The organism is Scandinavium hiltneri (genome assembly GCF_024764835.1).
Taxonomy (GTDB): Bacteria; Pseudomonadota; Gammaproteobacteria; order Enterobacterales; family Enterobacteriaceae; genus Scandinavium; species Scandinavium hiltneri.
This window is the reverse complement of the sequence record NZ_JALIGE010000071.1, coordinates 14,528-28,649: the sequence shown is the minus strand read 5'-3', so window position 1 is coordinate 28,649 and position 14,122 is coordinate 14,528. Positions and strand designations below refer to the sequence as shown.

Sequence of the window (14,122 nt, the reverse complement as noted above, 5' to 3'; positions counted from 1 at the left end):
CATTTCTCCCTAGGTTAAATTCACCCGAGCGCGGTGAGCGCTCCGGTGAAGTAGTAGCATTAAGTCTGGACGAAATACGAGAAAACGAAAGGTTGAGCGGAAAAACCCTTAGCGTGCCGCTTCGTAAATGCGACGGCTCACGTCGAGAGTAATATCCTGATTTTCACCGATTTGCGTCATGCCGTGCTCTTCCAGTTTTTTCAGCAGCGCAGGGATAGTGCTGCCGTCCAGACCGTAGCCGGACAGGCGCGTCGGCACACCCATCGCGTCGAAGAACTCGCGAGTCGCAGCAATGGCGGCATCAATGCGGGCATCTTCAGAACCTTCAGTAATGTTCCATACGCGTTCTGCGTATTGCAGCAGTTTGGCGCGTTTGGTGTCGCGTTTTTCATTCCACAAAGCAGGCAGAACAACCGCCAGCGTCTGAGCATGATCCAGGCCGTGCATTGCAGTCAGCTCATGGCCGAGCATATGCGTTGCCCAGTCCTGCGGCACGCCAGCGCCAATCAGACCGTTCAGCGCCTGAGTCGCCGCCCACATCACGTTGGCGCGCACGTCGTAGTTTTCTGGCTCTTTCAGCGCTTTCGGGCCTTCTTCCACCAGCGTCAGCAGAATGCCTTCGGCGAAGCGGTCCTGAATTTTGGCGTTAACCGGGTAGGTCACGTACTGCTCAACGGTGTGAATGAAGGCATCCACCACGCCGTTTGCGACCTGACGCGGTGGCAGGGTGTAGGTGTACACCGGATCAAGAATGGCGAAGACTGGCTGCACGTTCGGGTTCATGAACGCCTGTTTGTCGCCGGTGGTTTTGCGAGAAATTACCGCACCCATATTGGATTCAGAACCGGTCGCAGGCAGCGTCAGCACGGAGCCCATCGGGATAGCACTTTCAATTTTGCTGCCGCCGGTTTGCAGGATTTCCCACGGGTCAACGCCGTCAGCATACTGCGCAGCCGCGGCGATGAATTTGGTGCCGTCGAGTACGGAACCACCGCCCACGGCCAGCAGGAAAGTGATTTTTTCTTCGCGGGCAATTTTCACGGCGTTCATCAGTGTTTCATAAGATGGGTTTGGCTCGATACCGCCAAACTCCAGCACGTTGAGGCCGTCAAGCGCGGTCATGACCTGGTCCAGCACGCCGGTTTTTTTGACACTGCCGCCGCCGTACGTGACGAGGACGCGAGCATCTACCGGGATTTGCGCCCGCAGTTCTGTGATAGCACCTTTACCGAATAAAATACGCGTTGGAGTGTGCAGATTGAAATTAAACATAGGTTTTCCCTTCATAACGGGTGAAAAAGACGGTAGCGACAGGGCTACCTGATGGCGTGTATTGTGGTCCTGTAGGCTGTTTGTCTCAATGCACATTCCTGTCTATGTATTGCCCATTTCTCCTGCGTGCTGGAGAATATGAATATTCTTGTCCACAATACATCCATCGAAATACGTCCCGGATATCGCTAAAAATGAACCGTGAAGAGACCTGTCTGCTGCTGACGGAGAAAATTAAGCAGCTGAAAAATAATGAAGAAAAACTCATTCATCTGTTGCCGGATATTCGCCTGTTGTACGGCACGCAGCCGGGAACCCGCACGCCGGTGATGTACCAGCCGGGCATCGTATTCCTCTTTTCCGGCCATAAAATAGGCCACATTAATGAGCGCGTTTTCCGCTATGACGCCACGGAATACCTGCTGTTGACGGTGCCATTGCCGTTTGAATGCGAAACCTTCGCCACGCCGGAAGTGCCGCTGGCGGGTCTGCGTCTGAATGTCGATATTCTGCAATTGCAGGAGCTGCTGATGGACATCGGTGAGGACGAGCTGTTTCAGCCTTCGATGGCCGCCAGCGGGATTAACTCTGCCACGCTATCCGATGAAATCCTCTGTGCCGCCGAGCGTCTGCTTGATGTGATGGAGCACCCGATGGATGCGCGTATTCTCGGCAAACAGATCATCCGTGAAATGCTGTATCACGTGCTGATGGGGCCACGCGGCGGCGCGCTGCTGGCGCTGGTCAGCCGCCAGACGCATTTCAGCCTGATTAGCCGGGTGCTGAAACGGATTGAGAGCCAGTACACCGAAAACCTCAGCGTTGACCAGCTGGCAGCGGAAGCCAACATGAGCGTTTCGGCGTTTCATCACAACTTTAAGTCAGTGACCAGCACCTCGCCGCTGCAATATCTGAAATCCTATCGGCTGCACAAAGCGCGAATGATGATGGTGCATGACGGCCTGAAGGCCAGCACGGCGGCAATAAAAGTGGGATACGAAAGCCCTTCGCAGTTCAGTCGTGAGTTTAAGCGTTACTTCGGGATCACGCCGGGCGAAGATGCGGCGCGTATTCGGGGAATGCAGGGGACGTAGTTTACCCTCTCCCACGGAGAGAGGGTAAGGGTGAGGGGGAGAATCAGGCGCTACAATATTTCTTTTTAATCACCACAATCACCGTGCCCAGTAAACCCACAACCAGCAGGAAAATTGGCAGGATCATCAGGAACGTCATCACCTGATCTTCGTGGCGTTTAACGAATGGGATCATGCTCAGCGCATAGCCGAAGCCCGTCACCACACCGACCCACAGCACGGCGCTTAGCCAGTTGAAAATCTGGAAGCGACGGTTAGACAAACCGGAAATGCCTGCCATTGTTGGCAGCAGGGTTCGAACGAATGCCAGGAAACGCCCGGCAAGCAGCGCCAGCAGCCCGTGGCGGTCAAACATGCAGGTTGCGCGGTCGTGATATTTGTCCGGCAGCTGCGCCAGCCAGCCTTTCACCACTTTGGTGTTGCCAAGCCAGCGGCCCTGAATATAGCTCAGCCAGCAGCCGAGACTGGCGGCAGCGGTCAGAATGGCGAGTGTCGGCACAAAATCCATCACGCCTTTGGCGATCAGCGCACCGGCGAGCAGCAACAGGCTATCTCCCGGCAAGAAGGACGCGGGCAGCAGACCGTTTTCTAAAAACAGCGTGGCGAACATCACCAGATAAACAACACCCACAACGTGGGGATCCGCCAGCGCGGCAAAATCATGCTGCCAGAGTGCGGCGGCAATCTCCTGGATAACAACCATGGACTTTCCTGTGGACTGACATTTTCTGAGTGTATTGTACTCCTGAATCGCCCGGGATGCCTTGATCCCAGGCGCAACAATTCCGGCAGTTTTTGCAGGGACTGTCTGAAATTGTGTCCATCAGGTTGCCACTTTACACGATGCGCTCGAAACCGGCCGATAAATCCACAAGAAGATCGTCAACATTCTCTAAACCAATGTGCAAACGAATCAGCGTACCGCTGAAGTCGGGCTTGCCGTTGGGGCGGATGTCCGCCAGCTGTTCTGGCTGCGTCGGCAGGATAAGCGACTCGAAGCCGCCCCAGGAATAGGCCATGCTGAACAGCGTAAAGTTATCGAGATACGCCGCCAGCTCGCTATCGTTCAGGCGCTTTTTGAGCACGAAGGAGAACAGGCCGCTGCTGCCCGTAAAGTCTCGTTTCCAGAACTCATGACCTTTACTGCCCGGTAGTGCCGGGTGATTGACGCGTTCAACCTGCGGATGCTCAGCCAGCCATTCGGCAATTTTCAGGCTGCTTTCGTGATGCTGACGCAGACGCACGCCGAGCGTACGCAAGCCACGACTGGTCATATACGCGGTATCGGCATCAGCCATTTGCCCCATCAGATAGGCGTTTTCGCGCAGCTGGTCCCAGCAGCGAGCATTGGAAACGGCGGTGCCAATCATGCCATCGGAATGACCAATCAGGTATTTGGTGGCGGCCTGAATCGAAATATCGATATCAAATTCGAGGGCTTTAAACAGCACGCCCGCGGCCCAGGTGTTATCGATCATGATGATGGCGTCAGGCGCTTTACTGCGTACAGCGCTGACAATGGCCGGAACGTCATGCACTTCCATGGTGACGGAGCCCGGGGATTCCAGGAACACCACTTTGGTGTTGGGCTGAATCAGGTCGGCAATTCCGGCGCCAATAAGCGGGTCGAACCAGCCGGTGGTGACGCCGAGTTTGGCGAGAATTTTTGTGCAGAAATCCTGGCTAGGTTCGTAGGCGCTGTTGGTCATCAGCACGTGATCGCCCTGTTCGACAAACGCCAGAATCGTGTTGGCAACCGCAGCCGCGCCGCACGGGAACAGAGCGCAACCGGCACCGCCTTCCAGTTCGCACATCGCTTCCTGTAAAGAGAAATGGGTCAGGGTGCCACGACGACCATAAAACAGCTCGCCTTTGGCGCGGTTGCGGGTGGCCTGCTTCTTGGCTTCAACGGTCTCGAAAACGAGGGATGACGCGCGCTGAATCACGCTGTTCACCGAACCTTGGGTGTATTTTTTACTGCGGCCAGCATTCACCAGCACGGTATCAAGTTGTTTTTTGGACATGTTTTTGTCACCTGTTTTTATACGTCTGGACGTCTAAACTAACATGATTGTTTCGGGTTGTACCTTGTGCGAACAGATTAAGCAGAAAATTTTGCCAGAATATACCAAAGCACCTTTTTTACTGCGTGAGCGCAATGAAAGTTAGCGATGATTGCGTCAATATGTAAATAGTAATGAGAACGACTATCAATTCGACGGCGTTTTGATATTATTACGAGCAGATTTTGTGATTTAGATCCTGGAGATACAGAGTGGGTAATAATTTGATGCAGGCGGATCTCTCCGTTTGGGGCATGTATCATCATGCCGACATCGTAGTTAAGGTGGTCATGATCGGCCTGATTCTGGCATCGGTTGTCACCTGGGCAATCTTCTTCAGCAAAAGTACCGAACTGCTGTCGCAAAAACGTCGCCTCAAGCGTGAGCAGCAGCAGCTGGGTGAAGCCCGCTCTTTGAATCAGGCCAGCGAAATTGCCGCCGCTTTCCCGGCGAAAAGCCTTAGCCTTCAGTTGCTGAACGAAGCGCAGAACGAACTGGAACTTTCTGAAGGTGCCGAAGACAACGAAGGTATTAAAGAACGTACCGGTTTCCGTCTGGAGCGCCGCGTCGCTGCTGCCGGTCGTCATATGGGCCGTGGTAACGGTTATCTGGCAACAATCGGTGCGATTTCACCGTTTATCGGTCTGTTCGGCACCGTATGGGGCATCATGAACAGCTTCATCGGTATCGCCCAGACGCAGACCACTAACCTGGCCGTTGTCGCGCCGGGTATCGCAGAAGCGCTGTTGGCGACCGCCATTGGCCTGTTCGCCGCAATCCCTGCCGTGGTTATCTACAACATTTTCGCCCGCATGATTGGCAGCCACAAAGCGCTGCTCGGTGATGTGGCGGCGCAGGTTCTGCTGCTGCAAAGTCGTGACCTCGACCTCAATAACAGCGGCGCTCAGCCGGTGCGTACCGCCCAGAAATTACGGGTAGGGTGATAGCCAATGGCAATGCGTCTAAACGAAAATCTGGACGATAACGGCGAAATGCATGAAATCAACGTGACGCCGTTTATCGACGTCATGTTGGTACTGCTGATCATCTTCATGGTGGCGGCTCCGCTGGCGACCGTTGATGTGAAAGTGAATCTGCCGGCGTCCTCCAGCCAGCCGCAGCCGCGTCCGGAAAAGCCGGTTTACCTGTCGGTGAAAGCGGATAACACCATGTTCCTCGGCAACGATCCGGTAACCGACGACACCATGGTGAATGCGATTAACACGCTGACCGAAGGCAAGAAAGACACCACCATCTTCTTCCGTGCGGATAAAACCGTAAACTACGAGACGATGATGAAGGTGATGGATACTCTGCATCAGGCGGGATATCTGAAAATCGGCCTGGTCGGTGAAGAACACGCCGCCGCGAAAAAATAAGCAGCATCATTAATGAAAAAACCGGCCTCGCGCCGGTTTTTTTATGCCCTAAGTAAAATCGATAACTCGCTGATATATCCTGTTTTTTTCTCTTCTGTACGCCGCCCGCTTTTTTGTTGATCGTCACTGGCAGGCGTGACAAACCTCTCTACGCTTATTCAGGCACACCATAAAAAAGCACCGTGAACACGGGGCAAAACACCACCTGCACAGCATGGGAGTTCATTATGGCCCTGGCGTCTTTACTCAGCACAGCTTCCTCTTCTCGTGACCTCATTTCTCTCACCGCCATTCGTCAGCGGGCCGACCGCCTGATGCTGGCGCTGGTCTGGATCCTGTGGGCCATCTGCCTGACGATTGGCCTGCTAACGGCGCAGACCGGCACCGCGCTCATTGCCGGTAGCCTGCTGGCGGCAATCGCCACGCTGGCCTGCGTTCTGTTGTCAGGCAAACTGGTGACGCGTCTGTTATTCGCTTTCATTCTGATGGCCTTTTCCGCGCTGCTTATCCAGCTCGGCGGCGGAGAAACGGAATACCATTTCTCTGTGTTCGTGCTGCTCTCGGCGCTGCTCGCCTGGCGCGACTGGAAGCCGCTGGTGATGGGGGCGGCGGTGATTGCCCTGCATCATCTGGTCTTCAACTATTTGCAGGCTGATGGGCTGTTCGGGGTGGTGGTTTTTGCGATGGGGCCGGGGCTGCATATGGTTATCACCCACGGTATTTTCGTGGTGGCGCAAACCATCATTCTGGTGCTGATGGCGCTGCGGATGGCGCAGGACGCGCGCTCCGCCAGCGAAGTGGCCAAACTGGCATCGGTAATCAACCGCGAGCCGGGGATTTTGACTCTCACGCAGGATGCGCAGGCCAGCCACTCGTCATTTGCCCGAACGTTTAGCCTGACCTTAGGCACCATGCGCAGCACGCTCGAACAGGTCACTCACGGTGTGACGCAGCTGCTCGACGATGCGCAGACGCTTTTACAGCGCAACACCGCGCTGTCGGAGCGCACCGACAATCAGGCGCAGTCGCTGGCGGTGGCGGCCAGCGCGATGTCCCAGCTGCTGGGTGTGGCGGCGCAAACCAGTGAAATGGCCAGCGAGGCGAGAGGGCTGGCGCTCAAGGCCAGCGACGTGGCGCAGCAGGGCGGGGAAAATATCCGCGCGGCGATGGCGTCGATGGTGCACATTCGGGATGAATCGCTGCGTATAAACGGCATTCTGGAACTGATTGATGGCATCGCATTCCAGACCAACATTCTGTCGCTCAATGCCTCGGTCGAAGCCGCGCGTGCGGGCGTGCACGGCAAAGGCTTTGCCGTCGTTGCGGCGGAAGTGCGGACGCTGGCGCTGCGCTGTGAAAGTGCGGCCAAGGACATTCGTCAGCTGATTGCCGCCTCGGTGGAAAGCACGCAACGGGGATCGAGCCAGGTGGAGCAGGCCGGAATGACCATGCAGGTGATGATTGGCAGTATCGAGAGCTTGCACAGCCTGGTGGAAGCGCTGGCGATGATGAGCGATCAGCAGCGCGCCACCATTTTGCAGGTAGGTGGCAGCATTGCCAGCATCGACGCCAGCGTGCAGGAAAACCTACAGCACGTGGCGCAGACCATGCAGGTGGCGCAGCAGCAACAGCGACAAACCGGCGAGCTGAAAACCGCGATTTCCGTGTTCAGGCTGGTGTAATCAGGCTTTTTTGGCGGCGGGCGTCAGGAGGTTTTCGTCCGGCGCCACAATATTGACGCTGGCGGTACGGCAGTTGCCGTCGGCGAGTTTGCGCGTCAGGCGTAAGGTGGCGGTTTCGCGGGCCAGAATATGTTGATAGCTGGCTTCAATATGCGCGAGGATCTTCTCTTTTAGCTGCGGGTTACGGGTCATAATCTCGGCCAGTGCCGCACCGTAGATCTCTTCTTTCACCTGGAAGGCGTAAATCTCCCGGCGGTACTGCCACTTCATACGGACCAGCGCTGCGGGAATCGACACCAGCGCTTTGGCTGTCTCTTCAATCACCGCATTTTTTTCATTTTTTAGCGCCTGAAGATTATGCTTCAGAATGACGGCGTCGCTGTTTCTGTCGTCTAAAGTCAAATAGACGTTATTATCTTCACCCTCTTTCATTTTTATTCGGCCTGAAAATCATAAAAAAGAGGGGCTGATTTTTCGCACGTAATCAAATTAAGCCAAATTTCGTTTCCGGCGTCGTTAATTTTGTTGGTGTATTCGGCGATAATTTGACTTAATTCCTGGCTGTCTATTTCACCTTCCAATTGCAGATCGTTGAGAACCCGAGCGAACGCTTCTATTTTAACCACCTGAAACAACCGGTCTTTAATATGGCGGTCACGCTCCTCCAGCAGCATATTGCGCGATTGGCCATGACGAACCGGCGCGGATAATATATCTGCGGCGATATTTCCGAGGGTCATCTCCCCCTGAGTTAAATCAGCGTTATTTTCTGCTGCGTCGGTATTTTGCTCTGCGCCGGAAATGTGAAAGCGGGCCGGAATCAGCGACTCGGGTATCATGCCTGATTTCCTTTTGGTTTCAACAGGATAAGGGCGATAAAGGTGTGAGGTTCGTTGACAATATCATGGGGTAAATTTAAAATCAAAAAAAATGGAGCCAACCATGAACAGTATTATCTATTTCGTGATAGCCCTGCTATTGCTGACGGTTGTTATTCTTTGCGTTATCTCTGGTCTGTTTAAAAACGATGTAGTGGAAGAAAAAGCGCTGCCTGTTCAGGTGAAATTGCTGAGTAAAGAAGAGGGTGAAGACCATTTTTCGATGCTCATGAACGCAATAACACCGATATGGTACTGGCGGGTAAATCATGAATATATTGATTTTCTTCACGCCACAATAAAGCGGATGAGTATCACCGAATTAAATGCTACGACGGGCTTATTTGAGGCCCAGCGGCGCTGCAGCGATCTCAATTCGGCAGTGTACAAATATTACGACAATATAAAAAAGCGCTGTCTTAACGGGGAGAAAGTTCCGCGGGGCGACCTCGACGTGTTGAACCTGCAGCAGTGTTTTAGGGAATTTAGTTTGAATGCTTACCCGGACCTGGTGGCGCTGGTGTGGCCGGAGTATCAGCGGCCACAGGTTGATCCACTGGCAGTGTAGGGGGGAACTTGTAGGCCGGGCAAGCAACGCACCGCCCGGCACCGGTTGAGAAGTAACCCGCGTTACTTATCCGACGACGCCTGCCAAAGGTTCAACTGTCCGTCCGCCACGTGCTGGTCAATCTGTGCCAGCTCCTGCGGCGTAAAGGTGAGATTGTTCAGCGCCTGAACGTTCTCCTCCAGCTGCTCCGGGCGGCTCGCGCCAATCAGCACCGACGTCACCCGGTTATCCTTCAGCAGCCAGCTCAGCGCCATCTGCGCCATGCTTTGTCCGCGTGACTGCGCCATTTCCTGCAGCAGACGCAGGCTTTGCAAATTACTCTCACTGAGCATATTTTCCGTCAGCCCGCGCGCTTTCTTGCCTTCGGTCTGCATCCGTGACCCGTCCGGGATCCCGTTCAGGTATTTACCCGTCAGCAGGCCCTGCGCCAGCGGCGTAAAAGCAATGCAGCCGACGCCGTTATTTTCCAGCGTATCCAACAGCCCGGTGTTATCCACCCAGCGGTTCAGCAGGTTGTACGACGGTTGATGAATCAGTAGCGGGATTTTCCACTCGCGCAGCAGACCCACCATTTGCTGAGTGCGCTCGGTGGAATACGACGAGATGCCGATATATAGCGCCTTGCCGCTCTGCACCGCCTGAGCCAGCGCCGCGGCGGTTTCTTCCATCGGCGTTTTCTCATCGACGCGGTGAGAATAGAAAATGTCGACGTACTCCAGGCCCATACGCTTCAGGCTTTGGTCGAGGCTCGCCAGCAAATACTTGCGCGAACCGCCGGAGCCGTAGGGGCCGGGCCACATGTCGTATCCCGCTTTGGTAGAGATAATCAGTTCATCGCGCCAGGCGGCGAAATCTTCACGTAGCAGACGACCAAAGTTCTCCTCGGCGCTGCCCGGTGGCGGCCCGTAGTTGTTGGCGAGGTCAAAATGGGTAATGCCTAAATCAAAGGCTTTACGCAGCAGATCACGCTGAGAATCGAGCGATTGAATGTGACCAAAACTGTGCCACAACCCCAGCGACAACGCGGGAAGCTGCAACCCGCTGTTGCCACAATAGCGATACTGCATCTGTTGATAACGTTCGGAACTGGCGAGCCAGGACATGGAAGCTCCTTCTGGTCTATATTTTGAAACGACGTTTCTATACTAGCGCCTGAAAATGTTCCGGTAAGTTCGGGCGATCACACTGCTGGCGATTAATAAGGAGAACCCCGATGACCCGACTGACGGCGAAGGACTTCGCTTGCGAGGCTAACTCAGAGGCGGCGTTGGGCAGTTTCATGATTGACCGGAGCTTCGGGCATCGACTCTTCTCCTGAAAGGGAGATAAGCGTCTGCCCAATGGCCGCGCCGTTTTTGCCGGTGTGTTTTATCTGATACATCGAGATATCAGCCCGCAGCAACGCGTCGTTGAAATCGTCGTCGCGCAGCACTTCATTAATTCCTATCGATGCACCCACCGAGGCGGTGCCGCTGACCAGTTCGAACGGCGCCAACGCCGCGCGCAGGCAGTTGTGCGCGGTGCTCCAGATAAGGAGGCTGTTGAGCGAAAACGGCAGCAGCAGCACAAACTCATCACCCCCCAGCCGCCCAACGATGCTGCCCGGCGGACAGGCGCCACGCAGGCGCTTGCTTAGCTGAATAAGAAGCTCGTCACCGCAGCGATGGCCGAACCGGTCGTTCACCGCTTTAAAATCATCCAGATCGATAAACGCCACGCACATGGCGTCGTCGCGCTGCATCTGCGCGAAGTGTTTTAACAGCGCATGGCGATTGGCAAGCCCGGTAAGTGGGTCGTGATTGGCGAGCAGGGAGAGCTGTTCCTCGTACTGTTTCTCCTTGGTCATGTCGATGTGGGTGCCGGTGACCTTCAGCGGTTTGCCGTCATCATCCCACTCGCTCACGCGCCCGCGATCTAATACCCAGGTGATGGTGCCGTTTTTATGCTGCATCCGATGCAAGGCTTCGTAATAGGGCGCTCTGCCTTCCAGATGACTGTAAAACGCGTCCAGCACCTGCTGGCGGTCTTCCGGGTGCAGGTGTTCCCGCCACACGTCAAAATGGGCGCTCAGGGCTTTCGGCTGGTAGCCGAGCATCGCACCCCAGCGGCGGTTGAAAATAATTAATTTCCCGCTGGGAATATCCAGCTGCCATAAACAGAGCCCGGTGCCGTCGAGCGCAGCACTGAGCTTGCTTTTCGCATCACGGGCAATGCGTAGCAACCGGGCGTTATGCTTCTTCAGATTCTGGATCTGTTGTTTCAGGGCGATTTCAGACATTTAGATGCCATATGCCAGAGGATGACATATTCATACTAATAATGTATTGACGTGTAAATATACAGTGAGAAAAAAGTGACCGGGCAATGACGCCCGGTCGACGGGAAGGGCTTAACCCTGACGTTTATCTTCGGTGTTGGTATCGAAATCACTGGCAGAGTGACGCTCATGCAGCTGCTCGTTCAGCGGCCCTTGCGCGCGGTTTACGATGCGCCCGCGTTTCACCGCCGGACGATTGCCCACATCCTGCGCCCAGCGCAGCACGTTTTTGTAGCTCTCTGCGTCGAGGAATTCCGCCGCGTTGTACACCGCGCCCAGCACCACGTTGCCGTACCACGGCCAAATCGCCATATCGGCAATGGTGTACTCCTCACCCGCCACATAGCGACTGCGCGCCAGCTGTTTATCCAGCACGTCGAGCTGACGCTTGGCTTCCATGGCGTAGCGGTCGATGGCGTACTCAATTTTGACCGGAGCGTAGTTATAGAAGTGACCAAATCCGCCGCCGAGGAGCGGGGCCGCGCCCTGCAGCCAGAACAGCCAGTTCAGTGCTTCGGTCCGGCCCGCCGGATCTTTTGGCAGGAAGTGACCAAATTTTTCCGCCAGATACAGCAGGATCGAACCGGATTCAAACACGCGCAGCGGCGGGTTCACTGAATGATCGCTCAGTGCCGGAATTTTTGAGTTCGGGTTCACGTCGACAAATCCGCTGGAGAACTGATCGCCGTCGCCAATGCGGATCATCCACGCATCGTACTCCGCGCCTGTCACGCCGAGAGCCAGCAGCTCCTCGAGCATAATCGTCACTTTCTGCCCGTTCGGCGTGCCCAGTGAATAAAGCTGCAGCGGGTGCGTGCCCACCGGCAGGGCTTTCTCGTGCGTCGGGCCAGAAACCGGACGGTTGATATTGGCGAACGCGCCGCCGTTGTTTTGCTTCCACTCCCAGACTTTCGGAGGTTGATAATCATTCTTAGACATACAAAAACCACCCTGTTGTTTGAAGTATTCACGGAGTGTAGCAGGTGATAAAGCCGAGCTTTAGCATTCAGAGTCGTGATGGGGCTAACGGCTTATTTTAAAAACATCTTATTTAGACCGTTTCGGATATAAGCTTAAGCGAAAATCGCATTTCAAATCGTGTGGGAAAGGCTCCAATATGCGCGCTGAACTGCGCCCGTTGGCAGACAATAATAATGATGGCAAGGAGTTAATAAAGCATGCGCAAGTTGGTTTTCTCCGCCGCGATGATGTCGCTGGCCTTAGGTCTCGCTGGATGCGACGATGCAAAAAATAATGACACCGTAAACGCTCCCGCCGCGAATCAGAATGCCGCGCCGAAAGACGGCGGCTCGCTGATTATTGGCATTACCTCCGGCGATCCGCTGGCGGTGAACCCGATTTACGCCAGCGACCGCACCACGCTGACTATCATGCAGGCGCTGTATGCACCGCTCTACAGCTACAACGACGGAAAAATTGAGTGGGGTCTGGCAGAAAGCCTGACGCCTTCTGCTGATAATCTGAGCTACACCCTGAAGCTGAAACCGAATCTGAAATGGCAGGACGGCCAGCCGCTGACCGCCGATGACGTGGTGTTCACCTTCAATAAATTGCTGGACGAAAAGCAGCACAGCTACTTCCGTAGCATGTTCATGTTCGGTGGCAAACCGGTGCAGGTCAGTAAAGTCGATGATCTGACGGTGAAATTCACTCTGCCGCAGGTCAGCGCCGCATTTGTTGGCACCCTGGTGCAGATTTACCCGATTCCGCAGCACGTGTTCGCCAATGAAAGCGACCTGGAAAAGAGCAGTAAAAACGATGCGCCGGTTGGTTCCGGGCCGTTCAAATTCAAGGAATACCGCGCGGGACAGTATTACGCTCTGACGCGTTTTGACGATTACTGGAACGGCAAAGCGAAACTCGATTCCGTCACTTACCGTTTCGCCAAAGACAGCAACTCCGCCAACCTTGCGCTGCAAAACGGCGAAATCAACATGAAGATGGTTGACCCACAGGACGTGTCACGCCTGAAAGGCACCGGCAAATTCGACTTTGTGGTTTACCCGGAAGGGCGTCTGGCGTACATGACGTTCAACCAGAATGTGCCGGTGATGAAGAGCAAAGCGCTGCGTCAGGCGATTGCGTACGCCATCAACAAAGACGATCTGGTGACTACTGCATTTACCTCTCAGGATTACGCCAAACCGGCAACGTCATTCCTGACGCCGGACACGCTGTACCATTCTGACGACGTCGAACAGTACAAATACAATCTGCAAAAAGCCAAAGATCTGCTGAAAGCCTCCGGCGCCCCGGCCAATCTCAAACTGCGTCTGGCCTACGTTAATACCAACAAAACCCAGGAGAGCATGAGCCTCTATATCCAGCAGCAGCTGAAAGCGTTAGGCATTAACGTTGAGCTGATGCCGCTGGATGCTAACGCCATGTCGCAGCGCAGCCTCGATATGAAGAGCACGGATTGGGAGCTGAACCTCGGGGGTTACATCATGGGCGCGGAGCCGGACGGCTATAAATCACTGTTCATGAGCAACGAAGCCTATAACTACGCGCATTATAAAAATCCGCAATTCGATGCGCTGTGGGATAAAGGATCTATTGAGACCGATGCCGCCAAACGCGGTGAAATCTACACGCAAATCCAGCAGACCGTTGCGAACGACATGACCTACTACCCGATTGCGTACACCAACGCGACCGTGGCGGTCGACAAGCGTTTTGGCGGCACCGCGGAAGCCGAACCGAAGCCGGTGTATATGTTCCAGGATCTGTCAAAAATCTATCAAAAATAATCTGTTAGCCCCCAGCTTGGGTGACACCGTTATTTTAAGGTTGTGATATTCGGGGCGACCGCCGGGTCTGGCCTCCCTCCGGGAACCAGATCCCGGCG

Annotated in this window: 14 protein-coding genes; 6 read left to right on the top strand and 8 right to left on the bottom strand. The window is 54.8% G+C overall.

Translation table 11 applies throughout. The annotated features are described in order from the left end of the window. Positions 1 to 108 precede the first annotated feature (108 nt). Positions 109 to 1,272 carry an alcohol dehydrogenase gene (yqhD, locus tag MUU47_RS07385; RefSeq protein WP_258987539.1) on the bottom strand — a complete coding sequence of 388 codons (1,164 nt, stop codon included), beginning with the start codon at positions 1,270 to 1,272 and terminating at the stop codon, positions 109 to 111. 194 nt (positions 1,273 to 1,466) lie between these two features. On the opposite strand from yqhD, the gene MUU47_RS07380 reads away from it, so the two are divergent. Beyond that, entirely contained in the window at positions 1,467 to 2,366 is a 900-nt protein-coding gene (locus tag MUU47_RS07380; RefSeq protein WP_258987538.1) for an AraC family transcriptional regulator, read from the top strand. Positions 2,367 to 2,409: 43 nt separating this feature from the next. Here the strand turns inward: MUU47_RS07380 and yghB are convergent, their stop codons facing one another. Both yghB and metC read right to left on the bottom strand, forming a co-directional pair. Continuing rightward, entirely contained in the window at positions 2,410 to 3,069 is a 660-nt protein-coding gene (gene yghB / locus MUU47_RS07375; RefSeq protein ID WP_258987536.1) for a DedA family general envelope maintenance protein YghB, read from the bottom strand. A 133-nt stretch (positions 3,070 to 3,202) separates the two neighbouring features. Then, a complete protein-coding gene (metC, locus tag MUU47_RS07370) occupies positions 3,203 to 4,390 on the bottom strand; it encodes a cystathionine beta-lyase (RefSeq protein WP_258987535.1) in 1,188 nt (395 codons plus the stop codon). A gap of 251 nt (positions 4,391 to 4,641) precedes the next feature. Between metC and exbB the strand changes: the two genes are divergently transcribed. The 3 genes from exbB to MUU47_RS07355 all read left to right on the top strand — a co-directional run bounded on the left by exbB (position 4,642) and on the right by MUU47_RS07355 (position 7,490). Further along, positions 4,642 to 5,373, top strand: coding sequence for a tol-pal system-associated acyl-CoA thioesterase (gene exbB, locus MUU47_RS07365; protein WP_258987534.1), 732 nt, complete (start codon positions 4,642 to 4,644; stop codon positions 5,371 to 5,373). Positions 5,374 to 5,379: 6 nt separating this feature from the next. Beyond that, positions 5,380 to 5,808: a TonB system transport protein ExbD gene (gene exbD / locus MUU47_RS07360; RefSeq protein ID WP_110512539.1), complete on the top strand. Its 429-nt coding sequence runs from the start codon at positions 5,380 to 5,382 to the stop codon at positions 5,806 to 5,808. A 227-nt stretch (positions 5,809 to 6,035) separates the two neighbouring features. Beyond that, the gene (locus MUU47_RS07355; protein ID WP_258987533.1) at positions 6,036 to 7,490 is read left to right on the top strand and encodes a methyl-accepting chemotaxis protein; all 1,455 of its coding nucleotides are present in this window, start codon (positions 6,036 to 6,038) and stop codon (positions 7,488 to 7,490) included. Here MUU47_RS07355 and MUU47_RS07350 read toward each other — a convergent pair whose 3' ends face one another. Beyond that, positions 7,491 to 7,922, bottom strand: a complete 432-nt coding sequence (locus tag MUU47_RS07350) for a cytoplasmic protein (protein WP_258987531.1) — start codon at positions 7,920 to 7,922, stop codon at positions 7,491 to 7,493. 2 nt (positions 7,923 to 7,924) lie between these two features. Then, positions 7,925 to 8,329, bottom strand: a complete 405-nt coding sequence (locus MUU47_RS07345; RefSeq protein ID WP_258987529.1) for a hypothetical protein — start codon at positions 8,327 to 8,329, stop codon at positions 7,925 to 7,927. A 103-nt stretch (positions 8,330 to 8,432) separates the two neighbouring features. On the opposite strand from MUU47_RS07345, the gene MUU47_RS07340 reads away from it, so the two are divergent. Beyond that, a complete protein-coding gene (locus tag MUU47_RS07340) occupies positions 8,433 to 8,936 on the top strand; it encodes an ESA_00282 family adhesion-associated protein (protein WP_258987528.1) in 504 nt (167 codons plus the stop codon). 62 nt (positions 8,937 to 8,998) lie between these two features. Here the strand turns inward: MUU47_RS07340 and MUU47_RS07335 are convergent, their stop codons facing one another. The 3 genes from MUU47_RS07335 to yghU form a co-directional block, all read right to left on the bottom strand. Further along, positions 8,999 to 10,039, bottom strand: a complete 1,041-nt coding sequence (locus MUU47_RS07335) for an aldo/keto reductase (protein WP_258987527.1) — start codon at positions 10,037 to 10,039, stop codon at positions 8,999 to 9,001. Positions 10,040 to 10,191: 152 nt separating this feature from the next. After that, on the bottom strand, positions 10,192 to 11,214 hold the full coding sequence (locus MUU47_RS07330) for a sensor domain-containing diguanylate cyclase (protein WP_258987526.1): 1,023 nt from the start codon (positions 11,212 to 11,214) through the stop codon (positions 10,192 to 10,194). Between the two features lie 111 nt (positions 11,215 to 11,325). Then, the gene (gene yghU, locus MUU47_RS07325; protein WP_258987525.1) at positions 11,326 to 12,192 is read right to left on the bottom strand and encodes a glutathione-dependent disulfide-bond oxidoreductase; all 867 of its coding nucleotides are present in this window, start codon (positions 12,190 to 12,192) and stop codon (positions 11,326 to 11,328) included. 239 nt (positions 12,193 to 12,431) lie between these two features. Between yghU and MUU47_RS07320 the strand changes: the two genes are divergently transcribed. After that, positions 12,432 to 14,024, top strand: a complete 1,593-nt coding sequence (locus MUU47_RS07320; RefSeq protein ID WP_258987524.1) for an ABC transporter substrate-binding protein — start codon at positions 12,432 to 12,434, stop codon at positions 14,022 to 14,024. Positions 14,025 to 14,122: the final 98 nt, after the last annotated feature.